This window comes from Streptomyces sp. f51, from assembly GCF_037940415.1.
Lineage (GTDB): Bacteria > Actinomycetota > Actinomycetes > Streptomycetales > Streptomycetaceae > Streptomyces.
In genome coordinates, this window is the sequence record NZ_CP149798.1 from 3604681 (window position 1) to 3629772 (window position 25092).

Consider the following 25092-nt stretch of genomic DNA (forward strand, 5'->3'; position numbering starts at 1 on the left):
GTCAGCTCCCCCCGCCGGGGCCGCCGACCGTCTGCGCCGCACGAAACACGGGCAGTTCCAGCTCCTCGTCGTACCGCTGGAACGCGAGCCGCACCGGCATCCCGATCCGCACCTCGTCGTGCGGCACGCCCACCACGTTGCTCACGATCCGCACCCCCTCGGCGAGCTCGACGAGGGCGACGGCGTAGGGCGGGTCGAAGGCCGGGAAGGGCGGATGGTGCATGACGACGTACGAGTACACGGTCCCCTCGCCGCCCGATGCGACCGTGTCCCAGTCCGGGCCGCCGCACGCGCCGCACCCCGGCAGCCACGGGAACCTCAGCGCCCCGCAGTCCGTGCAGCGCTGGATCAGCAGCCGGTGCCGCCCGACGCCCTCCCAGAACCCGGCGTTGTCGCGGTTGATCACCGGACGCGGACGTCTGCTCCCCGCCTCCGCGGGCTCCGGCCGCCGGCCGCCGTCCCGCGGACTCCGCCGCGCCGGGGCGTACTTGAGGATGCGGAACCGGTGGGTCCCGGCGAGTTCACCGCCCGCCCTGATGTCCATGCGCGTGGTGACGAAGTACCCCGTGCCCAGCTTGGTCGTCTTGAGCCCGGACACGGACTCGATCATCGAGTCGAAGGTGATCTCGTCCCCGGGGCGCAGCGGGCGCAGGTACTCCTGCTCGCAGTCGGTGGCGACCACCGAGGTGTATCCGGCGCCGTCGAGCAGGGCGAACAGCTCGTCGTAGGTCGTGGAGCGGCCGGGGCGGTCGGTGTGCCCGGACAGGCCGCTCATCGTCCACGCCTGGAGCATGGTCGGCGGGGCCACGGCGTCCGGCCCCCGGTAGGCCGGGTTGGTGTCGCCCATGGCCTCGCACCAGTGCCGGATCATCGGCGCGTTCACCGGGTCCCTGCCGACGCCCCCGGCGGTGGCGGCACGCCCCTCGTACTCCTTCAGCCGTTCCGTCAGTCCGTCCCCCTCGTTCACCGCCGCCCCCTTCTCATGCCGAGCCGCATCGTCGCGACGATCTCCCGCTGCACCTCGCTCACCCCGCCCCCGAACGTGTTGATCTGGGCCGCCCGGTTCATCCGCTCCAGTTCGCCGCCCCCGAAGGCCCCCGGCGAACCGGAGCGGACCAGCGCCTCGGGGCCCACGATCTGCTGGCACATCCGGTACACCGCGACCGCCGTCTCGGTCCCCATGACCTTCACCGCGCTCGCGTCCCCCGGAGCGGGCCCGCCGGCTCCCACGGCCCCCACCAGACGCCAGTTGAGCAGGCGGGTCGCGGCCAGCCGGGCATGCACCTCGGCGAGCCGGTACCGCACCCACGGCTCGTCCGCCCGGCGCCGTCCGGTCACCGGATCGGGCGTGCGGGCCGCCTCCAGAGCGGCCGCGCAGAAGTCCTCGGCCTGCATGCCGATCGCGGCGAGGGCCACCCGCTCGTGGTTCAGCTGGCTGGTGACGAGTGCCCAGCCGCCGTTCTCCTCGCCGACCAGGTTCCCGGCCGGGACGCGGATCCCGTCGTAGTAGGTCGCCGTCGTGGTCTGGCCGCCCACGGTCTCGATCGGTGTCCAGGAGAAGCCGGGGGCGTCCGTGGGGACGAGCAGGATCGAGATGCCCCGGTGCCGCGGTGCGTCCGGGTCGGTGCGGCAGGCGAGCCAGATCCAGTCGGCGTTCTGGGCGTTGGACGTGAAGATCTTCTGCCCGTCGATCCGCCAGAGCCCGCCGCCGTCATCGGTCGGGCCGTCGGCGGCCGGGCCGTCATCGGCCGGGCCGTCGACGCCGGTCCCTTCCGGTCCGCTGCTCCCCGCGGCCTCGCGGACCGCGCGGGTGCGCAGGGAGGCCAGGTCCGTACCGGCGGAGGGTTCCGAGTACCCGATGGCGAAGACGAGTTCGCCCTTCAGGATCCGCGGCAGGAAGAACTCCTTCTGCTCGTCGCTGCCGTACTTCATGAGGGTCGGTCCGACGGTGTTCAGCGTGACCATCGAGACGGGAGCGCCGGCCCGGTAGGCCTCGTCGAAGAAGACGAACTGCTCGTCCGCTCCGCGCCCCTGCCCGCCGTACGCGACCGGCCAGCCGAGCCCGAGCAGACCGTCGGCGCCCATGCGGCGCAGCAGCGCCCGCTGCCGGCCGGGGTCGTCGGCGGGCGGCGGACCGTCCGGCATCAGATCCCGGAAGTACGCGCGGAGTTCGGCGCGCAGCCGCTGCTGGCGCTCGGTGGGGGCGAGGTGCACGGCGGCGGCCCTCCAGGACCTCGTACGAACAAGGTTTTCTGACTGTCCGTCAGATGCCTTTCGCTGTCAAGGTCGTGGACACCGCCCCCGGCGGGCCGCGCACCGCCGGGCCGGGCGCACTCACGAGGCGGTCCGGAACACGTCCGCGCGACGGCGCCGAAGCACCGTCGCGCGGACACCCTTCCCCTCTCCCTCCCCGTCGGGCGCTCCCCTCAACGAGCACTCGCCCCACCGAGCACTCGCCCCCCACGGAACACCCACCCCCTGAGCACCCGCCCCACCGAGCACCCGCCTCCGAACGCCCGCCCCACCGAGCGCTCACCCCGAGCGCCCGCCCCACCGAGCGCTCACCCCGAGCGCCCGCCCCACCGGGCGCTCACCCCGCCCGCGAACCCCCCGGCCGGCGGAAGCCCGGCGGCCCCCGGCTCACCAGAGCTTGACGAAGGTGACGAGGACGTTCGAGTTGCCCTGGTTGAGGGCCGTGGGCGCGGAGCCGTTCACCTGGGCGGTGTTGCTCTGGTTCGAGGCCCCTCCGCCGACCGCCTGTTGTTGGGTGGTCCCGGAATTGCCGCTGTTGTCGCGTCCGACCCCGCTGCCGCTCGCGGTCGCCACGCCCGCGTTCGATCCGGTGTCCGCGATCGAGCCGTTGTCGGCCGCCGCGACCCCGGCCAGGAAGGTGACGGCCAGGGGCAGGGCCGCGACGGCGGCGAGAACGCGAGCGGTACGGGTGCTTGCCATGCGAGTTCCTCCAGAACCGGGTGCACGCACCGGCGGTGAGCCGGGACGTACGCGAATGACGGCTTGTTCCAAGGCGGTTGGCCGGCCGCCTCGGTGTTGTCCACGACGTCGCGAGTCCAGAGTTGCCCAGCCCGTCCCGGCGAACCACCTCGGAAGCCGCGATTCCCCCTCAAGCGTGATGACATGTCGATAAACCACCTTCACGCACACAAAGCCCCTGCTCAGACCCCTGACGCCGGCCCGGCCCAGGCACCGCAACGACGGGAGCGGTCCGGCGCCTCCCGGGCCCGCCCCCGCCTCTCACCCGCCCGGCCCCTTCGTGAGCCGGAGAGCCCTCCCGAGCCCTTCCCTTTCTCGAACACTCGTACGATTATGGAGTCATGGCCACCATCGACCGGCGGGCCACCACCCTGGCCCTGGCCCATGCCCTGTCCGCGGCCGAGCGCGGGCTCGCGGTGATCCCGCTGTCCCGTACGAAGCTCCCGGCCCTGCGTTCCCCCCACCGGGACGACCCCGATCCCCGCCCGTGCCACGGCGAATGCGGCCGGCTCGGGCACGGCGTGTACGACGCCTCGACCGAGCCCCGGCGCATCCGTGAACTCTTCGCCGCCGCCCCCTGGGCCACCGGCTACGGCATCGCCTGCGGGCTGCACCCGCACCACCTCATCGGTGTCGACCTCGACACCAAGTCCGCCACCGACTCCTCGGCCGCCCTGAGAGAGCTGGCCCTGCGCCATCTCTTCACGATCCCGGACACGGTCGTCGTCCTGACTCCCAGCGGAGGCCGCCATCTGTGGCTGAGCGGACCGCCGGACGTCGTCGTCCCCAACTCGGCGAGCCGCCTCGCCCCCGGCATCGACATCCGCGGCGCCGGCGGCTACCTCGTCGGCCCCGGCTCACGCACCGAACACGGTGTGTACGGGACCGCCCCCGGCACCTCCCGGCTCGCTCCCGCGCCCTGCCCGCCCGAACTCCTGCGGCTGCTCCTGCCCCCGCCCCCGGCCCGCGCCCACCACCCCGCCGCCTCCGCGAGCGAACGGCAGGGCCAGGGGCTCGTCCAGTTCGTGCTCGCCGCCCACGAGGGCCAGCGCAACACCCGTCTGTTCTGGGCCGCGTGCCGCGCCTACGAGAACGGCATCGGACCGCAGCTGACGACCCCGCTCGTCCAGGCCGCCGTCCGCACGGGCCTGCCCGAACGGGAGGCCCGCTCGACGATCGCCTCGGCGGCCCGGATGACGGCCTCTTCACCCCCGCACGAGTGAGGGCCTTCCCCGAGCCGGGCACGACGACGGCCCCCGACCGTTCGTCCCGGTCGAGGGCCGTACATCCGCGGTGGGTGTGGGATTTGAACCCACGGTGACTCGCGCCACGACGGTTTTCAAGACCGTTCCCTTAGGCCGCTCGGGCAACCCACCCCGCTCCGCCCAGGCGGGTGGAGCGGGTACAGAGTACCCGGCTCCGAGGTTCCGCGGAGGCTCGGTCCGCACCGGATCGACACCGGATCGACCAGCGCCGATCCGGTCCCGCGACGGCACCGGCCGGGTGCCGGCGACGCCCGGCCGCCGACGCGGCCGGAGCCGTCGGCCCGCGTACACGAAAAGCCGCTTTGGTGAATACTTGCGCCGCCGCCCGCTCACTCGATTGCCGCACATCTGGAGGCGGGGGAGCCGCGTTAGCGGAACATGGCGAAAGCAAGATCTCTCGCTCCGGCCGACCTCCTCCGCGGAGCGACGGCAGAGGGCCCGGCCCGTGCGTTGCCGGACGGACCAGGTGCCCGCACGCCCGACACGGTTCGGGAGGAAATCGGCCGGCCGTGGAACGACGCGGGACATTCCGGCCGCCACGGCACTCAGGGGACCGGGACGAATTTCCGTGAATGACGAATACCCGAATCTCTCCTTCGCCCGGTACGGAAACCATCCCGGATATCCCACCGGGCCGGAGACCGGAACGTACGGCGATCCCGGCGGCGCGCTGCACGACCAGGGCTGGGACCCGGTCGAGGAACTCACCTACCTCCTCCAGGACGCCGCGGCGGAGCAGGAGGTCACCGTGCCTCCCCCGCGCAGCGAACCGGCGTACGCGGACGAGTTCGAGCCGGTGTACACCGACGAGTTCACCGGCGACCCGATGGACAACCTGGTCCAGATCACCGCCGAACTGCCGCCCCTGCGGCGTTCCTCGGCCGGACACCGCAAGGTACGGGTCCGCAATCCCCGGAACTGGATCCAGACCGTCAGTTTCGTGCTGGCCGCCGTCGCCGCCGCCACCGTGTCGATGGTGAGCGTCTTCAGCGGCATGGTGGCCTACTCGCCCCTCCAGCGCATCGCCTCCAACGCGCAGAGCGGCACGGGACCTTGGTGGCCCCTCCTGGTCTACGGCCCCTGGATGGTGGCCTCGCTCTCCATCCTGAGGGCTGCCCTGCACCAGCGCCGGGCCGTGCACTCCTGGTACGTCGTCCTGCTGTTCTCGTCCGTCGCCATGATGTTCTGTGTGGCCGACGCGCACCAGACGATCACCGGCGTCGCCACCGCCGTCGTACCCGCCCTCGCGTCGCTGACCTGCTTCCAGCAGTTAATCCGTCAGATCACGCTGACCCGGCCGCCGCGCCAGAACGTGTCCCGCCACCGGCAGCGGCGTCCCTCACCGCCGCCGCCCCCGGAGCGCACCGCCTCCAAGAAGGGGCAGACGTCCGCGAAGAAGACCCGCGCCTGATCCCGGGCCGGACGGCCCCGCAGACGCGGACGGGGTGCCTCTCACGTGAGAGGCACCCCGTCCGCGTGCGACCGGAAGGTCAGTTGTCGCCTTCCCGGGAGCCGAGGGTGACGTCGACCGTGTGGGTCTTGCCGTCGCGCGTGTAGGTGAGCTTGACGGTGTCGCCGGGCTTGTGGGTCCAGATCGCCCCGATGAGGGTCGGGCCGCTGTCGACCGTCATGTCGTCGAGCTTGGTGATGACGTCGCCGGGCTTGAGACCCGCCTTGGCCGCGGGGCCGCCGGCCTCGACGGACGAGGAGCCGCTCGCGCCCTGCTCGGTGATCTTCGCGCCGCCCGTGCCGTCCTCCAGGGAGACGGACGCGCCGATCTTCGCGTAGACCGGCTTGCCCGTCTGGATCAGCTGCTGGGCCACGTACTTGGCCTGGTTGACCGGGATGGCGAAGCCGAGGCCGATCGAGCCGGACTGGCCGGAGCCGCCGAGACCGCCGCTGCTCGACGACTGGATCGCCGAGTTGATGCCGATCACCGCGCCCGCCGAGTCGAGCAGCGGACCGCCGGAGTTGCCCGGGTTGATCGAGGCGTCCGTCTGGAGGGCGCTCATGTACGAGGACTTGCTGCTGGCGCTGCCGTCGCTGGAGGCGACCGGACGGTTCTTCGCGCTGATGATGCCCGTGGTCACCGTGTTGGAGAGACCGAAGGGCGCGCCGATCGCGATGGTCGGGTCGCCGACGGCCACCTTGTCGGAGTCGCCGAGGGCGAGCGGCTTCAGGTCCGAGGGCGCGTTCTTCAGCTTGATGACCGCGACGTCGTAGCCCTGCGCGTGGCCGACCACCTCGGCGTCGTACTTCTTGCCGCTCGGGAAGGTGGCGGTGAGCTTGCCGCCGTCGACCGCGTCCGCCACCACGTGGTTGTTGGTGAGGATGTGGCCCTGCTTGTCGAAGACGAAGCCGGTGCCGGTGCCACCCTCGCCGTTGGTGCTCTGGGCCTCGATGGTGACGGTGCTCGGCAGCGCGTTCGCGGCCACGTTCGCGACCGTGCCCGAGGCGCGCTTGACCTGTCCGCTGGTGCTCGGCGCGGAGACCGTCGTCGAGTCGGTGGAGTTGTCGTCGTTCTTGGCCAGCGAGTAGCCGATGCCTCCGCCGACACCGCCGGCGACCAGCGCGGCCACCAGGACCGCAGCGACCAGACCGCCGCGGCCGTTCTTGGGCTTCGGCGCCGGCTGCTGGTAGGCGGAACCCCAGCCGCCGTGCCCCGCGCCCCCGCCGTCGGCGTACGCGGGGGTGGCGGGCGGCGGAGGCGGCCAGCCCGCCTCGGGCGCGGAGCCCCGGGCCGGAGCCTGTCCGTACGGGTCGGCGCCCTGCCCGGCTCCGTTCGACGCGTACGCCGGCATGCCCGCGGGCGCCGACTCGTGCTCCGGTGCGCCGGGGGTGCCGGGCACCGCGGGGATCGGAGCGGTCGGCGCGTCCCCCGCGGGCGGGGCGCCCTGCGCGGAAGCAGCGGGAGTTTCCACCGGCACGGGAGGTGCGGACGGGGCCGGGGGTACTGCGTTGCCCTCGTTCTCGGTGCTCACAGCTCTTCTCCTCGATCCACGGCTGTTGTTCTCGGTCGCACTCGGTCACGCCCACTCACGCTTGTCGATGGCCCGGCGCGATTCAGCTGTGCATGTGCTTTTGTACGCCGTCAGCTTTTCCCACAGGGCGTCAGGGCACCATAAGCGGTGGCTGTGCGTCCGAGGCCATCCTTTATAACGGACTTTTATTACCAAACGGAATGGTCTGGGACATATCTCACCTCACATGCGCCGGGCGTCGGTGGCACCATGACGCGGTGACCCTCGCACGACAGCACCCGATTCAGGTCGTCGCTCACCGCGGAGCCTCCGAAGAGGCCCCCGAGCACACACTGGCCGCGTACAAGAAGGCGATCGAGGACGGTGCGGACGCCCTCGAGTGCGACGTACGGCTGACCGCCGACGGCCATCTCGTCTGCGTCCACGACCGCCGGGTGAACCGGACGTCCAACGGCCGCGGAGCCGTCTCCGCCCTGGAACTCGCCGACCTGGCCGCGCTGGACTTCGGCTCCTGGAAGAACCGCGAGGAGTCGCCCGACTGGGAACACGTCCCCGGCGGCCTCGCGGACACCTCCGTCCTCACGCTGGAGAAACTGCTCGAACTCGTCGCCGACGCCGGCCGCCGGGTGGAGCTGGCCATCGAGACCAAGCACCCCACCCGCTGGGCGGGCCAGGTCGAGGAGCGGCTGCTCCACCTGCTGAAGCGGTTCGGCCTGGACACCCCCGCCGTCCCGGCCGAGTCCCCCGTGCGCGTGATGAGCTTCTCGGCGCGCTCGCTGCACCGGGTCAGGGCCGCGTCCCCGACCCTGCCGACGGTGTATCTGCTCCAGTTCGTCTCCCCCCGGCTGCGGGACGGAAGACTGCCCGCCGGTGTCCGGATCGCGGGCCCTTCCATGCGGATCGTGAGGAACCACCCCGCGTACATCGAGCGGCTGAAACGCGCCGGTCACCAGGTGCACGTCTGGACCGTGAACGAGCCCGAGGACGTCGATCTCTGCGTTGAGCTGGGCATCGACGCCATCATCACCAACCGGCCGCGCGCGGTCCTGCGTCAACTGGGCCGCTGACCTGGCCCGTCCGGGGGCCGGCGACCGCGCCGGGAAACACCGCGGGCGCCCCTCGGAAACCGGCGATAACCGGCCACTCGGTCACAGGGAGTGCACCGGCGCGTTCGCTCCGCATTCGATCGTTACGAGTGCGTCAGCAGACGTCGATTGGCCGGTTTCCGGTCCAGTCCAGTGGGGCATCCACACCGTGGCGTGGGGTGAAGGAGGTCTCGGGGGTGGCGTTGGTGGTGGCACAGGAGGTGCCCACGTCGTCGAGCATGGCCGTACCCCATGGCCCTGCGGGCGTGGGGGAAGCAAGACACCGGATGCGCGATCAGCTGCGTTCGGGGGGTGTGGCGGAAACGGTCGTCGACGACGCCGTACTGATCCTTTCCGAACTGCTCAGCAATGCGTGCCGGCACGGCAGGCCCCTGGGCGACGCGCTCACGGGCGACGGCCATGTGCGCGCGGCCTGGCGCGTCGACCCCGCGGGCCGGCTGACGGTCGAGGTGACGGACGGCGGCGGCCCGACCCGCCCCGTGCCCGCCACGCCGTCGGTCACCGCCCGGGGCGGCCGCGGGCTGAACATCATCAGGGCGCTGGCCAAGGACTGGGGTGTCCGGGACGACGTCCACGGCGAGGTCACGGTGTGGGTGGTCGTCCAAGGCGACGTGGAAACGGCGCGCCGGCACGACGACTTCGCTACGCGCGTCGCGTCACCGAGGGTGTCCGGCCTCTCCGCCCTGGAGTTCACGGACGCCTTCGACGACCTCGGCTGAGCCGGACCGGGGCGCGCGGAGCGGCCGACGGGCTCCGGACGACGCGGTGCGTTGTCCACAGGTTCCCGTCGGTCTCCGTACGAACGGCTAGGCTCGCGCCAGTACGAGACGAGCCGTGATCGGGAGACAGCCACGATGGCCAAGAAGCGACCCCAGACGAAGGCCAAGCAGCCGCAGCTCAAGGACGGCGAGATCCCGGTCGTAGGCGCCCGCGAGCCCTGCCCCTGCGGCAGCGGCCGGCGCTACAAGGCCTGCCACGGCCGGGCCGCCGCGCACGCCGCGACCGAGCTGGTGCACCGGCCCTTCGAGGGTCTGCGGGGCGAGGGCGACTGGGTCGCGCTGCGCGAACTGGTGCCCGCCGCGACGGTCGGGCTGAAGCTCAAGGAGAGCCTGCCCGAGGGCGTTCCCTCGGTCACCCTCGCCACGGTCCTGCCGATGGCCTGGCCCGCCCTGCGCCGCGAGGACGGCTCGGTGCTGCTCGGCCTCCAGAACGACACGTCGTCCGGCGACATCAGCCGCGACCTGGCCGACACCCTCCAGCGCGCGCTGGTCGCGCCGCCCGGCACCCCGGTCGAGGGACGGCGCGCCCCGGCCGACGGCCCGCGGCTCCAGGACCTGCTCGACCCCGAAGGCGCCTTCGAGCCAGAAGTGCACAGCGGCTTCGAGTTCTGGGTCCCGGACGCGGAGAACGCCACGCCCGAGGTGACCGCCTCGCTGGAGCGGGCCAACGCGGCCGCCATCCCGACGGTGAAGCTCTCCGGGGTCGACGCCGCCTACTGGTGCGAGACGCCCGAGAAGAACCACCTGCGCTGGGTCATGCCGCACGCGGAGGAGCAGCTTCTGGACGCTCTCGCGCGGCTGCACGCCGAGGGCCGTTCGAGCCTCGGGGAGGGCACCCGGCTGGTCGGTTCCTTCCGTGCGCACGGGCTCACCGTGCCGGTCTGGGACCTGCCGAGCGGTGTCACGGCCGAGGACGTCGAGAAGCCGGCGGCCGAGTTCGCCGAGCGCCTCGCCACCGCTCTGGCCACGGACGCGCCGCTCACGGCGGACGAGCGCCGTGCGCGCGGCGGACTCACCAACCGCCAGGTGACCCTCAGCTGACCCACAGCGGGCCCACAGAACGGCGAACTGACCGACCAGTCAGCTTCTCGGGGCCACGGGAACGGGTGACTCCTGTCACAACTCCCCGTTGTGACAGGTAAATCCGTGTCCGAATAGCCGAGATCGAATTTGCGAACAGCCGATCTCTTGTTACCGTTCGAGTAGCCCGGTTGCTGGTGCATCCCCCGTCGCCAGCAACCGGGTCTTTTCATGTTCGGAATCCCGAACAATATCAATCGCCTTACCCACGGCCGGAGTTGCTCCCCGAGCGCAGCAGCAGCGGGTCGTCGGCGCCGGCGCTCCGCGCGAATTCCGCGATCGCCGAGTACGCCCCCAAATCCCCCGTCGAGCGCTGCCGTGGCGTCTCGCACTCCCCCGGATCGTCCTCCGCGTCCAGCGCGCAGTCCATCTGCACCGTGCGTCCGCCGGGCCCCATCAGCGTCAGGGCCGAGCTCAGCGCGTCGCCGGTCGCGTTGCGGTAGTAGGTGCGCGCCCAGGTCTCCCCGCCCCGCGCCAGGACACAGGTCTGCGCCTCGACGCCGTCGGGCGAGGAGAGTTCGGGGCCGCACCGGGCGACGGTGGCGAGGCCGGGCGCCGGGGGAGAGCGCCGGGGTCCCGGCACCCGCGGCCGGTCGCCGACGGGCGCCGAGCCGCGGGGAGCCGTGGAACCGCCGTCGCGCACCGGGCCGGCCGAGGCCACCGCCAGCGGCACGGCGAGGACGGCCACCACGGCTCCCGCGAGCGCCACCAGCCGGACCCTTCGGGGATCCGGCCCGCCGCCCGGCGCCGTCGCGGCCCGGTACCCCCCGGAAAGACGCTGCATAGCCGGACGATAACGAGCGCGGGCGGGCGCTCGGCCCGCCGCGCGCCGGACGCCCTTACAACTCGGGCGCGCTCACACCCGTACGAGTGAGTGCCTCGACGACGGCATCCACCACGGCCTCCACGTCGGGCACCCAGGGGGCGGCCGAACCGGGCAGCGGAGCGCGTTCCCAGCGGATCTGGCCCTGGCCCGTCTCGGACGGCGGCAGCGCGATGTAGCCGCCCTCGCCGTGGAAGCGCAGGGAACCGGGGACGAAGTCCTTGGCGTAGAGCAGTTCGCCGAGCTGCTCCATGGAGTACGGGGCGACGAGGATCGCCCAGCGGGAGGGGGACGCGACGACCGGGCCGAGACGCATCCCGGTGCGGTCGAGGGCGTCGAGCGCGCGGGCCGCCGCGGGAGCGGGCAGGCTCACCGCGCACGGGGCGCCGCCGCCGGTGGCCAGCACGACGGAGGCCGTGGGCCGATTGGTCCACCACCAGCGCACCATGCGCTCGTCCGTGGTGGCCGCGAGGAGCCCGGGATCGAAGGGATGGGCGCCCGGCACCGTGCACTCCGGGTCGGGGCAGCCGCAGCGGGCGCGCCCCTGCGGGTCGGCCGCCACACCCGGGAGGACGGGCCACCGCCATGAGGTCGCGAAGGTCAGGGCCGCGCTGAGCATCTCAGGCTTCCCGTCGTTCCGCCTGGACAGGAGCCTGCGTCGCCTTCCGAGGATCTCGCGCATGAGCGCTCGTTCCTTTCCGTTGCACGCCTGGCAACACCGAGGATCACATCACACCATGTGTCGATCACTTCACTGTGCGTACCTGCTGGCGCATCACACCCCTGCTGGAGACAAGGGGAACCCCTCTGGGCCGAGCATGTGGCTGTGTCCGCGCCCATACCGCGTACATCCAAAGCATGGGCATGGCGTGGGGTGGCGGCGCCTGGCGTTTTACGTCCCGCGTATTGCTAGCCGCCTCCGCCACGGGAGGATGGGGCACGGTCGTCGGTGGTTAAGACGCCCGGGTCCGTCGCCAGGTTCCGGGCGGATCTCAACCACCCCTGGCCTTCACCGAGTACGTACCCATCACGACCGCTGTGACGCTCCGTCGAACGAGGCCAGTCGACCTCAATAAGCCGTTGCCCGAGTCAGTTTTAGGCCAATTTTGATTTCCCGCAAGGGTTACCACCGGTCGCACGGACACCAGGAATCCCGGCAGGACAATGCTGGACATCCCCTCACGAGTACGTGTACATGTGGAGACACCGCTAGCGGCGCAGAACGACATGGGGGTTTGCGATGCTATTGAGCAATACGCACCGGTCGGAAAGCCGGACGTCATGAACGCCCCTCACCTTCCGAAAGTGGCCGGAATCGATTCAACGGTTCCATCGCCCGCACACACTGTCGCGCCCGCGCCCGCTCCCGCGGGCGGCTCACCGGCCGTCCCGCCGGCCGGCCCCGGGGCCGCTCTCCAGGACCGCCTCGCGGGCTGGGTCTCGGACCTCACCACGCTCCACGAACTCACCGAGCGTCTCGCGGGCACCGCGACGCTGAGCGAGGCGCTCCAGGAACTGCTGCGCGCCGGAGCCGCCCTGGTGGGCGCCCGGCGCGGTCTGGTCGTCATGGAACCCGGCGACGGACTCGGCCCCGACACCACGATCGGCCTCGGCCTCGCCCACGCCGATCTCGGGCACATCGAGACGGTGCCGCGCAGCTCCATGTCGTACGGCAAGATCCTGGACGGACTGCCGGGCGGCGAGGGCGAGATCACCCAGCCGGACCTCCTCTCGGAGGACGGGCTCGACCCGCGCCACCGCGAGGTCGCCGCCCGCCTCGGCTACGCCGCCAGTTACGCGCTGCCGCTGTCCACCGAGGCGGCGGGCCGTCTCGGCGCCGCCGTGTGGCTCTACGACGAACCCGCCGAGCCGGTGGAACGCCAGCGCCACCTCGTCGGCCACTACGCCCGCTACGCCACGGAACACCTGGCCCGCCTGCTGGAGCTCGAACGCGCGCGGGCGTGCGTGCGGACGATGTCCGAGGAGCTGCTTCCCCCACGGCTGCCCCGGGTCCCCGGCGTCCAGCTCGCCGCCCGGCACCGCACCGGCCCGCACGGCGGCGGCGACTGGTACGACGCCCTGCCGCTGCCCGACGCGGCGCTCGGCCTCGCGGTCGGCTCCGTCACCGGCTCGGGTCCGAGCGCGGTCGCCGCCATGGGCAGACTGCGGGCCTCCCTGCGCGCCTACGCCGTCATGGAGGGCGAGGACCCCGTCGCCGTCCTCTCCGACCTCGAACTGCTGCTGCGGCTGACCGAACCCGCGCGCTCCGCCACCGCCCTGTTCGCCTACTGCGAGCCCGCCCTGCGCAAGCTCACCCTGGCCGGCGCCGGACACAGCCCGCCCCTGGTGATCGGCCCGCGGCGCACCGAGTTCGTGGAGACCTCCCTGTCCGCGCCGCTGGGCATGCTCGCCTGCTGGGAGGCGCCGAGCGTCGAGCTGACCGCCGAGCCGGGCGAGACCGTGCTCATCTACACCGACGGCCTGCTGCACCGCACCGGCGACCCGATGGACCGTGCCTTCGCCCGGCTGCACGCGGCGGCGGCGAGCGTCCCGCGGGCGCTGCGCGAGGACCCGGGCGCGATCGCCGACCACGTGCTGCGCGGGGTGCTGCCGGGCGGTCTCGACGAGGCGGACAGCGACGAGGACGTCGTCCTCCTGGCGGCCCGCTTCGAGTGAGAGGGCTCTTACATGGTGTAACAGGTCCTCCGGCCCTGGGCCCCCTTCAGTACGACCGTACGATGGGGTGGTCCAAAGTCGTATGAAGGAGGCAGACCGTGTCGGAGGCGCTCACCCCGGAGACCCCGGAAGCCGTGCTCGACGAAGCCGCTGACGAAGCGGGCGAGGAAGAGCCCATCAAGCAGCGCAAGAACGGCCTGTACCCGGGCGTGTCCGACGAGCTGGCCGAGAGCATGAAGTCGGGCTGGGCCGACACCGAGCTGCGGGGCCTCGCGCCCATCGCCCAGGCCGAGTACACCGCGGCCCGCCGCGCCGCGCTGTCCGCCCGCTTCCCGGGCGAGCGCCTGGTGATCCCGGCCGGCAACCTGAAGACCCGCTCGAACGACACGGAGTACCCCTTCCGCGCCTCGGTCGAGTACGCCTACCTCACCGGCAACCTCACCGAGGACGGCGTCCTCGTGCTGGAGCCCGCCACCGAGGGCCACAAGGCGACGATCTACCTGCTGCCGCGCTCCAACCGCGAGAACGGCGAGTTCTGGCTGTCCGGGCAGGGCGAGCTGTGGGTCGGCCGCCGCCACTCCCTGGCCGAGGCCGAGCAGCTGTACGGCATCCCCGCCTCCGACGTCCGCGAGCTGCCCGCCGCGCTGAAGGAGGCCACCGGCCCCGTCCGCGTCGTGCGCGGCTACGACGCCGGCATCGAGGCCGCGCTGACCGACAAGGTCACCCGCGAGCACGACGACGAGCTGCGCGTCTTCCTCTCCGAGGCGCGACTCGTCAAGGACGCGTTCGAGGCGGACGAGCTCCAGAAGGCCGTCGACTCCACCGTGCGCGGCTTCGAGGACGTCGTGAAGGTCCTGGACAAGGCCGAGGCCACCAGCGAGCGCTTCATCGAGGGCACCTTCTTCCTGCGCGCGCGGGTAGAGGGCAACGACATCGGCTACGGCTCGATCTGCGCCTCGGGACCGCACGCCTGCACGCTGCACTGGGTGCGCAACGACGGCCCGGTCCGCTCCGGCGACCTGCTGCTGCTGGACGCGGGCGTGGAGACCCACACTCTCTACACCGCGGACGTCACCCGCACGCTGCCGGTCAACGGCACGTACACGGAGATCCAGAAGAAGATCTACGACGCCGTGTACGACGCCCAGGAGGCCGGTATCGCGGCCGTCAGGCCGGGCGCCAAGTACCGCGACTTCCACGACGCCGCGCAGCACGTGCTGGCCGAGCGGCTCGTCGAGTGGGGCCTTCTGGAGGGCCCGGTCGAGCGTGTCCTGGAGCTGGGCCTCCAGCGCCGCTGGACCCTGCACGGCACCGGCCACATGCTCGGCATGGACGTCCACGACTGCGCTGCCGCGCGCACCGAGACGTACGTCGAGGGCACGCTGGAGCCGGGCATGTGCCTGACCGTCGAGCCGGGCCTGTACTTCCAGGCGGACGACCTGACCGTGCCCGTGGAGTACCGCGGCATCGGCGTCCGGATCGAGGACGACCTCCTGGTGACCGAGGACGGCAACCGGAACCTGTCGGCCGGCCTGCCGCGCCGCTCGGACGAGGTCGAGGCCTGGATGGCGTCCCTCAAGGGCTGACGCCGTGCCCGCGAGGGCCGATACGAAGCCGGTGGCCGGGTTCCCTTCGGGGTGCCCGGCCACCGGTGCGTCCGGGAGCGGGAGTTCGCCGGTGACGGCTCGCGGGCCGATGCGGGACGCGGACCCGAACAGGTGTCAGAGGGGTGGGACCGGCAGGGCGTCCACGAACAGCGCGCCCGCGAGCAGGGCTCCGCTGCCCCGGGGGCTCCACCCGCGCGCGTGCAGGTCGTCGTCGAGGGCGGCGAGGCCCGAACGCCCCGCCTCCGTGGCCGTACCCCCCGCTTCGAGCACTCCCCGGGCGCCGGCCTGGACATGGCGCAGGCCGTGGGGCCCCGCCGTGTACAGCAACTCGGTGTCCTGGAGCGTGGACATGATGGTGAGCAGCGCGTCGAGGCGGGCGCACGGTTCGGGCGCGCCCGCCGAGCGGACGGCGGTGAGCGCCTCCAACGCCCCGCGTACATGCGGGAATCCGGCACGTGCCTCACCGCGCGCGCCGGCCGCGCCGTACTTCACCGAGACGGTCGAGCCGCGGGAGGGCCGCCGCGGTGCCCGCCGGTCCGCGTGCGCCGCGATCCGCTTGGCCGTCGCGGTGACCTCGGGTCCGGTGGCCCGGCGGTCGAGGGCCGCGGCGGCGACCAGCAGCCCGAGAACCCACAGGGCGCCGCGGTGGCCGCCGCCCGTCAGGCCCACGGTGTGCTCGGCGCACCGGCCGATCGACCCCAGTTCCGCGCGAAGGGCGGGCGTGGCCCCGCCGTCGCGGCGGGCGGCGGCGGCCATCGCCGCGAGGCCGGGTGCCAGTGCCTTCGCGGACCAGCGCAGGGCGCGCAGGTCCCGGCGGGTGACCCCGGCGCGGAGGTCACGGGGGTCGGGCAGTCCGGGTTTGGGGGTCAGCTCCAGCTGCCCGACGAGCGCGGCCACCGCCGACCCCGCCAGCGCCTCGTCGTCCTCGCGGCCGCTCATCGACGTACCCCTTCCCCTGCGGACGCCGGCGGTGGAGGCACCGGAGCCGGGTGTGTGGGAAGGGAACGTAGACGCGCAGGCCCTCAAGAACCTGGGCGCGCGCTGTCACCGGCCTGTGAGAGGTCCGGCGCGCGGACGTCAGACCGGCAGCAGCGAGGGGACCGTCCGCCATTTGAGGATCTTGTCGAAGCTCACCACGGCGCCCCCGCGCCCCGGCTTGTTGCCGATGTGGACGTGGTCGGCGAGCTCGCGGATCAGACACAGGCCCCGGCCGTGCTCCGCGTCCTCGCCCGCCTGGCGGAGGAGGGTGGGGGCGTTGCCGGCCGGAAAACCGGGGCCGAAGTCGGCGACCTCGATACGGCACTGGTCGCCGTCGAGGTAGGCCGTCACTCGGTACGCCCCGCAGGAGGGGTCCCGCACGTCGTCCCCGCCGTGCTCGACGGCGTTGGCGCAGGCTTCGGTGAGAGCGACGGAGAGGTCGTACGAGATGTCCGGGTCGACCCCGGCGCTCTCCATCGTGCCGAGCAACAGGCGTCTGGCGAGCGGAACACTCGCAGCCTCGCGCCGCAGATGGAGTGACCACCAGATGCTCATGCTCCAGCCTCCCGGCCGCGGCTCGACATACCGTTACGTATTGCCGCAACGACCCGTGCGCAATCGCATACACGACGTGATGCCGCCCATACGGCCGACGCGCTCACTCGCGGGAGCGGTGTATGCGGGAGCGATCAGGCGTCTGACGTCGGCCCTTCGGGCGTACCCCGTACGGCGGACGGACCGGTCACAAGCCGTCAATCGGACCTGCCGCACGGCGCGTCGGGGCCCAGTGCGATGATGACCCGGCCATGACTGCCCCCCACCAGCGTTCGGCGCGCTCCGGAGCGGGTCTCCGGATCCTGAGGGCCGCGGTGTTCGCCGCGGTCTGCGTCGTGCTGGCCGCGGCCGGTCACGGGATCGCCTCCTGCGCCGTCGTCCCCCTGTGGACCCTGGGCGCCGGGTTCCTCGCGGTCTTCGCCGTCGCCGCCGCGCTGGCGGGCCGCGAACGGGCGCTGCCCGGCATCGTGGCGCTGCTCGCGCTCGGCCAGGCGGTGCTGCACACGCTCTTCGGCCTGGGACTCCAGGCCGCCTCGACGGCCACCGGGTCCATGGGCGCGATGGCGTCGGGAACGCGGATGTCCGACGCCACGCTCGTGGCGCGCGCCGCCCGGCTGGTGTGCGGTACGGCCGCGGCGGCGATCAGCCCCGAGCAGGCCATGAGGATCCTCGCCGACGCGCGGATCGACACGGGCATGACGAGCATGGCGGGGATGGCGGGCATGCGGCACGCCGCCGACGCCGTCCCCACGGCCGCGGGCAGCCCGATGCCGGTACTGCCCTCCCTGCCGATGCTGCTCGCCCACGTGCTCGCGGCCCTCGCCGCCGGATGGGTCCTGCGCCACGGCGACCTGGCCCTCCTGCGCCTGATGCGGCTGTCGGCGCAGGGCGTCACCGAAGCGGCGCTCGTACGGTCCCTGCGCGCCGCGCTGACCCTCGTACGCGCCCTGCGTACGGGACTTCCCGGGGCGCCCGAGATCGGGCGCACGCCGCGCACCGCGCTGCTCACGCCCCTGGCTCCACGGACGACCGCTCTTCAGCACACCGTCGTCCGGCGCGGACCGCCCGCCTCCACCGTGTTCGCCCTCGTCGCCTGACACGACGCGCCACTTCACGGAAATCCGCCGAACGCCCCGGTCCCGGAGTCCTCGACCCCGCGGACGCGCCGGGCTTCACGGTCTTTCCCGGAGGGGACGCGGTCGTGCCGCACGCGCGCGTGCCCGCCGGTTCTCCGGCGCCCTTCGCCCCCTTTCGCGGGGCACCGAGGCACCCGCGCGTCCCCTTCGTCACCGGACTGAATGTGGAGTGTTTCCTTCCATGAAGGCTTCTCGTCTCGCCGCCGCCGGCACCGTCGCCGCCACGGCCGTCCTCGCCCTGTCCGCCCCCGCGTTCGCGCACGTCAGCGTGCAGCCCGAGGGCACGGCCGCCAAGGGCGGCTACACGGTCGTCGACTTCAAGGTGCCCAACGAGCGCGACAACGCCTCGACCACCCAGGTCGAGGTGAACCTCCCCGCCGACCACCCGCTGGCCTCCGTCATGCCGCAGCCGCTCGACGGCTGGACCGTGAAGGTCACCAAGTCCAAGCTCGACAAGCCGGTCACCTCGCACGGCCAGAAGATCGGCGAGGCCGTCACCAAGGTCACCTGGACCGCCGACGGCAAGGGCATCGAGCCCGGCTTCTTCCAGAAGTTCCCGCTCTCGATCGGAGCGCTGCCCGAGGACACCGACACGCTCGTCTTCAAGGCCGTCCAGACGTACTCCGACAAGGAGATCGTGCGCTGGATCGAGCCGCAGAAGGAGGGCGCCGAGGAGCCCGAGCACCCGGCCCCGACGCTCGCGCTGACGGCCGCGACCGAGGGGGGCCACCACGGGTCCGGCGCCGCGGAGGACGCCTCCCACACGGAGGAGACCGCCGCTCACACCGGCGAGGCCGCCTCCACCGGCGACACCAGCGACACCACCGCGCGCGTGCTCGGCGCCGTGGGCATCGCCGTCGGCCTGGCGGGCGTGGCGTACGGCGTTCTGGCCGGCCGGCGGCGTACCAACGCCTGAGGTGCCGGCATCCGCCTGAGGTACTGAGACACACACGCTCCCGGTGGACACCGGAGGGTCGCCGACGCGGCTCTCCGGACCGGCCGGGCCCGGCTTCCGCCCGGTCCGACCTGGCCCTTCGGCCCCGTCCGACCCCCGGTGCCCACCGGAGCGCTCACATCTGGGACATTTTTCTATGCGCAAGAAGACGTACGCGACGGCCGCCCTGTTCGCCGCCACCGCACTGACCCTGTCCGCCTGTGGCAGTGGTGACGACGGCGCCAAGCCGGCCGCCGTGGTCTCCGCCGAGGCCGGCTCGGCCAAGGCCGCCACGGTCCTCGACAACCCGTTCGAGAAGCCGGACCTCGTGCTCACCGACACGACCGGCGCGAAGTACGACCTGCTCGCGCGGACCAAGGGCAGGCCGACGCTCATCTACTTCGGCTACACGCACTGCCCCGACGTCTGCCCCCTGACGATGAACAACCTCGCCGTCGCCAAGAAGCAGCTGCCGAAGGCCGAACAGGACAAGCTGCGCGTCGTGTTCGTGACCACCGACCCGGCCCGCGACACCCCGGCCGCGCTCGGCACCTGGCTCAAGGGCATCGACCCCGACTTCATCGGCCTGACCGGCGACTTCGCCACGATCCAGGCCGGTGCCCGCAGCCTGGGCATCACCATCGAGCCGACGACCAAGGACAAGAACGGCAAGACCGTCTCCGTGCACGGCACCCAGGTCATCGCCTTCTCGCCGAAGACCGACGCGGGCTATGTGCTGTACGGCGAGAGCGCCACCGTCGACGACTACACCAAGGACCTGCCCAAGATCGTCGAGGGGAGGACCCCGTGAGCCGCCGTACGGGCCGCCGCGCGGGACCGCTCGCCGTCTGCTCCCTCGTCCTGGCCGCCGCCGGCACCCTCGCGGGCTGCGGCGCGGACGGCTCCTCGTCGTCCCCCTCGGCGCCCGGACTCAAGGTCACCGGCGCCTACATGCCCGCCCCGAGCATGGGCACGATGGCGGCGGGCTTCTTCACCGTCACCAACTCCGGCGGCGCCGACACCCTCACCTCCGTCACCAGCGACCTCTCGGACGACGTGACGATGCACGCGACCGTGGGCGGCGCGATGGAGGAGAGGACGTCGTTCGCCGTGCCCGCCGAGGGCACCCTGGACTTCGCCAGCGGCGGCAACCACCTCATGTTCGCAAAGCTCACCCACAAGCCCGGACCGGGCGAGAAGGTGTCCGTGGAACTGCATTTCGCCAAGTCCGGCACCGTCAGGATCTCCATGCCGGTGAAGCCCGCGACCTACAGCCCGAAGACCGGGCACTGAGGGAGGCATCACCGTGAAACCGACCATCGCCCCCCGCCTCAGGACCCTCCTGCTGCTGTTCCTCGCCGTCTGCGGCGCGCTCCTGGCGGGCGCCGCGCCCGCCTCCGCGCACGCCGCCCTGACCGGGAGCAACCCGACGCAGGGATCGGTGGTCGACACGGCACCCGCCCAGGTCTCGCTCACCTTCTCCGAGCAGGTCTCCCTGAACGGCGAGTCGCTCCAGGTGCTCGACCCCAAGGGCGACCGGGTCGACGCCGGCGGCGCGAGCGACCTCGGCGGCGACACCTACGGCCTGAAACTGCGCCCGGGCCTGCCCGACGGCACGTACACCGTCACCTACCAGGTGGTGTCGGCGGACAGTCACCCCGTCTCCGGCGCCTTCACCTTCTCCGTCGGCGCCCCCTCGCAGACCTCCGTCGCGCTGACCGGCCAGGCCGTGGGCGGCGGTGTGGTGGGCTTCCTCTACGGAACCGCGCGCTACTTCTCGTACGCCGGATTCATCGTGCTCGTCGGCGGCGCCGCCTTCGTCCTGGCCTGCTGGCAGCGGGGCTCGGGCATCCGGCCCGTGCAGCGGCTCGTGGTCGGCGGCTGGCTCACCCTGACCGCCTCCACCCTCGCCCTGCTGCTCCTGCGCGGTTCGTACGTGGGGTCGGGCAAGGTCGGCGACATCTTCGACCTGACCCTGCTCGGTGAGGTGCTCCAGACCAAGTCGGGCGCGGCGCTGGTGTCGAGGCTGCTGCTGCTCGCCGCGGCGGCGCTGTTCATCGCGGTGCTCTTCGGCGCGTACGCGAAGCGCGACGAGGACGACCGGGCGGCCGGCACGGACACCCCGGACGGCGGACCGGCCGGGACGGCGGACGCCGCCTCCGAGGACGGCGGGGACGCGGGTACGAGCACCGGGGGGACGGACGCCGGATCCGAGGACCTGGCCGCCGAGAAGAGCGACCTCACCTTCGGGCTCGCCGTCGGCGGCACGGTCGTCGCGGCCGGTCTCGCCGCCACCTGGGCCATGGCCGAGCACGCCTCGACCGGACTCCAGCCGGGCGTCGCGATGCCCCTCGACGTCCTGCACCTGCTGGCCGTGGCCGGCTGGCTCGGCGGTCTGTCGGCACTGCTGGTGGCCCTGTTCCGGGCTCCCGCCGAGGCCCCGATCGAGGCGGCGGCCGTACGCCGCTTCTCCCGCCTCGCGTTCGGCTCCGTCCTGGTGCTGGTCGCGACCGGGATCTACCAGTCGTGGCGTCAGCTCGGCTCCTGGTCGGCGCTCACCGGCACCTCGTACGGGCAGCTGCTGCTCGTCAAGGTCGGTCTGGTGGCCGTCCTCGTGGGCATCGCGTGGATCTCGCGGCGCTGGACGGCCCAGCTGGCCGGACCGGCCGTCCCCGAGGCCGCCGCCGTCGTGGAGCAGCGCTCCGGGGCGCGGACGCCCGCCGTCGTCGTGGAGCACGCCGGGGCGAGGACGCCCGCCACCGTCCCCGCCGACTCGCGGCGTGCCGCCCAGCTCGCCCGGCAGCAGGCCGCCGTGGACTCCACCCGCGACAAGCGGGTCAGGGACGCCGACCCGCAGCGCTCGGGCCTGCGGCGCTCGGTGCTCGCCGAGGCCGGGGTCGCGGTCGTCCTGCTCGCGGTCACGACCGTGCTCACGGCCACCGAGCCGGGACGTACCGCGGAGGAGGCCCGTCAGGCCACCGCGTCCGCCTCGCGGCGCTCCGGGCCGCTGTCCCTGAAGATCCCCTTCGACACGGGCGGCCAGGACGGCAAGGGGACGGTCGAGGTCACCCTGGACCCGGCCCGCGTCGGCGGCAACCAGATGCACGTCTTCGTGCTCCGGCCCAACGGCAAGGCCTTCGACGTGCCCGAGGTGAAGGTCGCCTTCACCCTCACCGCGAAGAACGTCGGCCCGCTGCCCGTGACCCCCGACCGGATCGCCACCGGACACTGGGCGGCGAGCGGAGTGCAGATCCCCATGGCGGGCGACTGGAAGATCGCGGTGACCGTGCGCACCTCCGACATCGACCAGGCCACCGTGAACAAGACCGCGCAGATCGGCTGAACCAGACCATGCCCGACCAGTCCACCCCGGGGACCACCGGCCCCGGGACACCCTCGGCCCCGGCCCGCAAGGGCCCGTCCGCCCAGGCGTCCCCCGCTACGGCGTCGTCCGGCGACTCCCCACAGGGGGTCATGTCCCGGCGTCGCCTGCTGGGAACGGCGGGGGCGACCGGGCTCGCGCTCGGAGCGGCGGGGGCGGCCGTGGGGTACGCGGCCGCGCCGTCTCCCGTGAAGGCCGTTCCGCTGACCTCCGTCGGCGCGGACATGGCAATGTTTCACGGGAAACATCAGCCGGGGATCACCGACGCCCTTCAGGCGAGCGGCCATCTCGTCGCCTTCGACCTGACGGCCGGCGCGGGCCGCCGGGAGGCCGCCGCACTGCTGCGCCGCTGGTCGGAGACGGCCCGGCGGCTGATGGCGGGCGAGGCCGCGGCCCACGGGGACACGGAGGTCGCGCGGGACGCCGGCCCCTCGTCCCTCACCGTCACCTTCGGCTTCGGACACAGCTTCTTCGCCCGTACGGGGCTGGAGAAGCAGCGCCCGGTCGCCCTGGATCCGCTGCCCGACTTCTCCTCCGACCGTCTCGACAAGGGCCGCAGCGACGGCGATCTGTGGGTGCAGATCGGGGCCAACGACGCCCTGGTCGCCTTCCACGCCCTGCGCGCGATCCAGAAGGACGCCGGAGCGGCGGCGCGCGTGCGCTGGCAGATGAACGGTTTCAACCGCTCGCCGGGAGCCACCGCCGAGCCGATGACCGCCCGCAATCTGATGGGTCAGATCGACGGCACCCGCAATCCGAAGCCGTCCGAGTCCGACTTCGACGGACGGATCTTCGTCCCGGCCTCCGGCACCCCCGCGTGGATGGCGAACGGCTCCTACGCGGTCGTCCGCCGTATCCGGATGCTTCTCGACGACTGGGAGAAGCTGTCGGGCAAGGCGCAGGAGGACGTCATCGGGCGCAGGAAGTCCACCGGGGCGCCGCTCAGCGGTGGCACCGAGACCACCGCCATGGACCTGGACAAGACCGACGCCGACGGCAACCCCGTCGTGCCCGTCAACGCACACGCCCGCATCACCCGGCCCGACCAGAACGGCGGGGCGGCGATGCTGCGCCGCCCCTTCTCCTTCCACGACGGCATCGGAGCCGACGGCACGCCCGACGCCGGTCTGCTCTTCGTGTGCTGGCAGGCCGACCCGGTGCGCGGGTTCGTCCCCGTGCAGCGCAAGCTGGACCGCGGCGACGCGCTCTCGACGTTCATCCGCCACGAGTCGAGCGGCCTGTTCGCGGTGCCGGGCGGCGCGGCGGAGGGGGAGTACGTGGGGCAGCGGCTGCTGGAGGGGTGACGGACCGGGGGTATCCGTACCCCGTCCCGTACCGCGGTACCGGGCCCCGTACCGGCCTCGCGGCCGGGGGTCCGCGGGCGTCGGACGCGTCGGGCGAGGCCCATTAGGGTGACGGTATGTCGGCGACGCGCTACACCTATCTCGGCCCCGAGGGTACGTTCACCGAGGCCGCCCTTCGCACGCTTCCCGAGGCCGCGACGCGGGAGCTGGTCCCCATGGTGTCCGTCCCGGCCGCGCTCGACGCGGTCCGCGGCGGCCAGGCCGCCGGCGCGCTCGTCCCGATCGAGAACTCGGTCGAGGGCGGTGTCACCGCCACCCTCGACGAGCTGGCCAAGGGCGACCCGCTGATGATCTACCGCGAGGTCGTGCTGCCGATCGCCTTCGCCCTGCTGGTCAGGCCCGGCACCGCGCTGACGGACGTCAAGACGGTCACCGGGCACCCGGTCGCCCAGCCCCAGGTGCGCAACTGGCTGGCCGCGCATCTGCCGGACGCCCTCTGGGAGTCGGCGGCGTCGAACGCGGACGGCGCCCGGCTGGTCCAGGAGGGCCGTTACGACGCGGCATTCGCCGGCGAGTTCGCCGCCGCCACCTACGGCCTCGAACCGCTGGTGACCGAGATCCACGACGCGGCGAACGCCGAGACGCGCTTCGTGCTGGTCGGCCGCCCGGCCCGGCCCGCCGCGCCGACCGGCGCCGACAAGACGTCCGTCGTCATCTGGCTCGGCGACGACCACCCCGGAGCACTGCTCGAACTGCTCCAGGAATTCGCCGTGCGCGGTGTCAACCTGATGCGGATCGAATCCCGCCCGACCGGCCAGGGCATCGGCAATTACTGCTTCTCCGTCGACGCCGAGGGCCATATCACCGACCGCCGGGTCGGCGAGGCGCTGATGGGTCTCAAGCGAATCTGCCCCCAGGTGCGCTTCCTCGGTTCGTACCCGCGGGCCGGTGTCGAACTGGAGGACGTGGCGCCGCTGCGGCCCGGTACGTCCGACCACGCATTCTCCGCGGCCTCGGACTGGCTCGCGCGCTGCGCCGACGGCCGGTTCTGAACGGGCGGGTCCACACCCGTCCGAGCGTTTCCCCCAGGTCCCGCCTGCCCCTTTTCCGTCATCCACAAAGTTATCCACAGGTGCGCTTCTCGACCTGGGGACAAGTCGACAACGAAGCACTACATCATCGACAAATCGGCTACTCGACCCATGTCCGTCCACACCCCTGCACGTCCCTCTTCGTCTACCCTTTTCCATTGATCAACCCGATGGGGCGAATCGTTTACACCCGAAAGTGGACGTACGGAGGGTTTGGACCGGGAATTCCTCGGCCGACGAAGCAGGATCGGAATGATCAATTCCGACATCCACAGATCTTCCACACAGCCTGTGGATAACTAGCACGAGGGGTCGAGCCCTGTGGACAACCCCGCCCGCAAGTCCCGCCCCGCACAAGGAAATCCGGTCAACGGGTGAGGCGCCGTCTGCCCCGTTTTAGGGAG

The 25092-nt window shown here is 72.5% G+C and carries 22 protein-coding genes and 1 tRNA gene; 14 read left to right on the forward strand and 9 right to left on the reverse strand.

Annotated elements, in window-relative coordinates; genetic code table 11:
* Nucleotide 1: 1 nt before the first annotated feature.
* The 3 genes from WJM95_RS15770 to WJM95_RS15780 form a co-directional block, all read right to left on the reverse strand.
* Entirely contained in the window at nucleotides 2-967 is a 966-nt protein-coding gene (locus WJM95_RS15770) for a bifunctional MaoC family dehydratase N-terminal/OB-fold nucleic acid binding domain-containing protein (protein WP_339130366.1), read from the reverse strand.
* Nucleotides 964-2214, reverse strand: coding sequence for an acyl-CoA dehydrogenase family protein (locus WJM95_RS15775; RefSeq protein ID WP_339130367.1), 1251 nt, complete (start codon nucleotides 2212-2214; stop codon nucleotides 964-966). Before WJM95_RS15775 ends, WJM95_RS15770 begins: the two co-directional genes overlap by 4 nt.
* A gap of 426 nt (nucleotides 2215-2640) precedes the next feature.
* Nucleotides 2641-2952, reverse strand: a complete 312-nt coding sequence (locus WJM95_RS15780; protein ID WP_339130368.1) for a hypothetical protein — start codon at nucleotides 2950-2952, stop codon at nucleotides 2641-2643.
* A 380-nt stretch (nucleotides 2953-3332) separates the two neighbouring features.
* On the opposite strand from WJM95_RS15780, the gene WJM95_RS15785 reads away from it, so the two are divergent.
* Nucleotides 3333-4214 (forward strand): bifunctional DNA primase/polymerase, encoded by an 882-nt coding sequence (locus WJM95_RS15785; RefSeq protein WP_339130369.1) that lies wholly within the window; start codon nucleotides 3333-3335, stop codon nucleotides 4212-4214.
* A gap of 68 nt (nucleotides 4215-4282) precedes the next feature.
* Here the strand turns inward: WJM95_RS15785 and WJM95_RS15790 are convergent.
* Nucleotides 4283-4367, reverse strand: a tRNA-Ser gene (locus tag WJM95_RS15790).
* Nucleotides 4368-4824: 457 nt separating this feature from the next.
* Between WJM95_RS15790 and WJM95_RS15795 the strand changes: the two genes are divergently transcribed.
* On the forward strand, nucleotides 4825-5667 hold the full coding sequence (locus WJM95_RS15795; protein WP_339130370.1) for a DUF2637 domain-containing protein: 843 nt from the start codon (nucleotides 4825-4827) through the stop codon (nucleotides 5665-5667).
* Between the two features lie 79 nt (nucleotides 5668-5746).
* On the opposite strand, the gene WJM95_RS15800 is transcribed toward WJM95_RS15795, so the two are convergent.
* Complete coding sequence (locus tag WJM95_RS15800) at nucleotides 5747-7237, reverse strand: trypsin-like peptidase domain-containing protein (protein ID WP_339130371.1); 1491 nt, start codon at nucleotides 7235-7237, stop codon at nucleotides 5747-5749.
* A 257-nt stretch (nucleotides 7238-7494) separates the two neighbouring features.
* Between WJM95_RS15800 and WJM95_RS15805 the strand changes: the two genes are divergently transcribed.
* From WJM95_RS15805 to WJM95_RS15815, 3 genes are all read left to right on the forward strand, one after another.
* Nucleotides 7495-8304 (forward strand): glycerophosphodiester phosphodiesterase, encoded by an 810-nt coding sequence (locus WJM95_RS15805; protein ID WP_339130372.1) that lies wholly within the window; start codon nucleotides 7495-7497, stop codon nucleotides 8302-8304.
* 128 nt (nucleotides 8305-8432) lie between these two features.
* On the forward strand, nucleotides 8433-9062 hold the full coding sequence (locus tag WJM95_RS15810; RefSeq protein ID WP_339130373.1) for an ATP-binding protein: 630 nt from the start codon (nucleotides 8433-8435) through the stop codon (nucleotides 9060-9062).
* A 135-nt stretch (nucleotides 9063-9197) separates the two neighbouring features.
* Nucleotides 9198-10163 (forward strand): DUF5926 family protein, encoded by a 966-nt coding sequence (locus WJM95_RS15815; RefSeq protein ID WP_339130374.1) that lies wholly within the window; start codon nucleotides 9198-9200, stop codon nucleotides 10161-10163.
* 241 nt (nucleotides 10164-10404) lie between these two features.
* On the opposite strand, the gene WJM95_RS15820 is transcribed toward WJM95_RS15815, so the two are convergent.
* Nucleotides 10405-10986, reverse strand: a complete 582-nt coding sequence (locus WJM95_RS15820) for a hypothetical protein (RefSeq protein WP_339130375.1) — start codon at nucleotides 10984-10986, stop codon at nucleotides 10405-10407.
* A gap of 55 nt (nucleotides 10987-11041) precedes the next feature.
* Complete coding sequence (locus WJM95_RS15825) at nucleotides 11042-11707, reverse strand: bifunctional DNA primase/polymerase (protein ID WP_339130376.1); 666 nt, start codon at nucleotides 11705-11707, stop codon at nucleotides 11042-11044.
* Between the two features lie 482 nt (nucleotides 11708-12189).
* On the opposite strand from WJM95_RS15825, the gene WJM95_RS15830 reads away from it, so the two are divergent.
* Complete coding sequence (locus WJM95_RS15830; RefSeq protein WP_339130377.1) at nucleotides 12190-13701, forward strand: PP2C family protein-serine/threonine phosphatase; 1512 nt, start codon at nucleotides 12190-12192, stop codon at nucleotides 13699-13701.
* Between the two features lie 134 nt (nucleotides 13702-13835).
* Nucleotides 13836-15287: an aminopeptidase P family protein gene (locus tag WJM95_RS15835; protein WP_339135592.1), complete on the forward strand. Its 1452-nt coding sequence runs from the start codon at nucleotides 13836-13838 to the stop codon at nucleotides 15285-15287.
* 135 nt (nucleotides 15288-15422) lie between these two features.
* Here the strand turns inward: WJM95_RS15835 and WJM95_RS15840 are convergent, their stop codons facing one another.
* The gene (locus tag WJM95_RS15840) at nucleotides 15423-16247 is read right to left on the reverse strand and encodes a triphosphoribosyl-dephospho-CoA synthase (RefSeq protein ID WP_339130378.1); all 825 of its coding nucleotides are present in this window, start codon (nucleotides 16245-16247) and stop codon (nucleotides 15423-15425) included.
* 138 nt (nucleotides 16248-16385) lie between these two features.
* Nucleotides 16386-16841, reverse strand: coding sequence for an ATP-binding protein (locus WJM95_RS15845; protein WP_339130379.1), 456 nt, complete (start codon nucleotides 16839-16841; stop codon nucleotides 16386-16388).
* Between the two features lie 251 nt (nucleotides 16842-17092).
* Here WJM95_RS15845 and WJM95_RS15850 point away from each other — a divergent pair, with 251 nt between their 5' ends.
* From WJM95_RS15850 to pheA, 7 genes are all read left to right on the forward strand, one after another.
* On the forward strand, nucleotides 17093-17938 hold the full coding sequence (locus WJM95_RS15850; protein ID WP_339130380.1) for a hypothetical protein: 846 nt from the start codon (nucleotides 17093-17095) through the stop codon (nucleotides 17936-17938).
* A 220-nt stretch (nucleotides 17939-18158) separates the two neighbouring features.
* Nucleotides 18159-18893 (forward strand): YcnI family protein, encoded by a 735-nt coding sequence (locus WJM95_RS15855; protein WP_339130381.1) that lies wholly within the window; start codon nucleotides 18159-18161, stop codon nucleotides 18891-18893.
* A 175-nt stretch (nucleotides 18894-19068) separates the two neighbouring features.
* Nucleotides 19069-19722 carry an SCO family protein gene (locus WJM95_RS15860; RefSeq protein ID WP_339130382.1) on the forward strand — a complete coding sequence of 218 codons (654 nt, stop codon included), beginning with the start codon at nucleotides 19069-19071 and terminating at the stop codon, nucleotides 19720-19722.
* Nucleotides 19719-20204 carry a copper chaperone PCu(A)C gene (locus WJM95_RS15865; protein WP_339130383.1) on the forward strand — a complete coding sequence of 162 codons (486 nt, stop codon included), beginning with the start codon at nucleotides 19719-19721 and terminating at the stop codon, nucleotides 20202-20204. Before WJM95_RS15860 ends, WJM95_RS15865 begins: the two co-directional genes overlap by 4 nt.
* A 13-nt stretch (nucleotides 20205-20217) precedes the next feature.
* Nucleotides 20218-22254: a copper resistance protein CopC gene (locus tag WJM95_RS15870; protein WP_339130384.1), complete on the forward strand. Its 2037-nt coding sequence runs from the start codon at nucleotides 20218-20220 to the stop codon at nucleotides 22252-22254.
* A 131-nt stretch (nucleotides 22255-22385) separates the two neighbouring features.
* Nucleotides 22386-23597, forward strand: coding sequence for an iron uptake transporter deferrochelatase/peroxidase subunit (gene efeB / locus WJM95_RS15875; RefSeq protein ID WP_339130385.1), 1212 nt, complete (start codon nucleotides 22386-22388; stop codon nucleotides 23595-23597).
* 116 nt (nucleotides 23598-23713) lie between these two features.
* The gene (pheA, locus tag WJM95_RS15880; protein ID WP_339130386.1) at nucleotides 23714-24649 is read left to right on the forward strand and encodes a prephenate dehydratase; all 936 of its coding nucleotides are present in this window, start codon (nucleotides 23714-23716) and stop codon (nucleotides 24647-24649) included.
* Nucleotides 24650-25092: the final 443 nt, after the last annotated feature.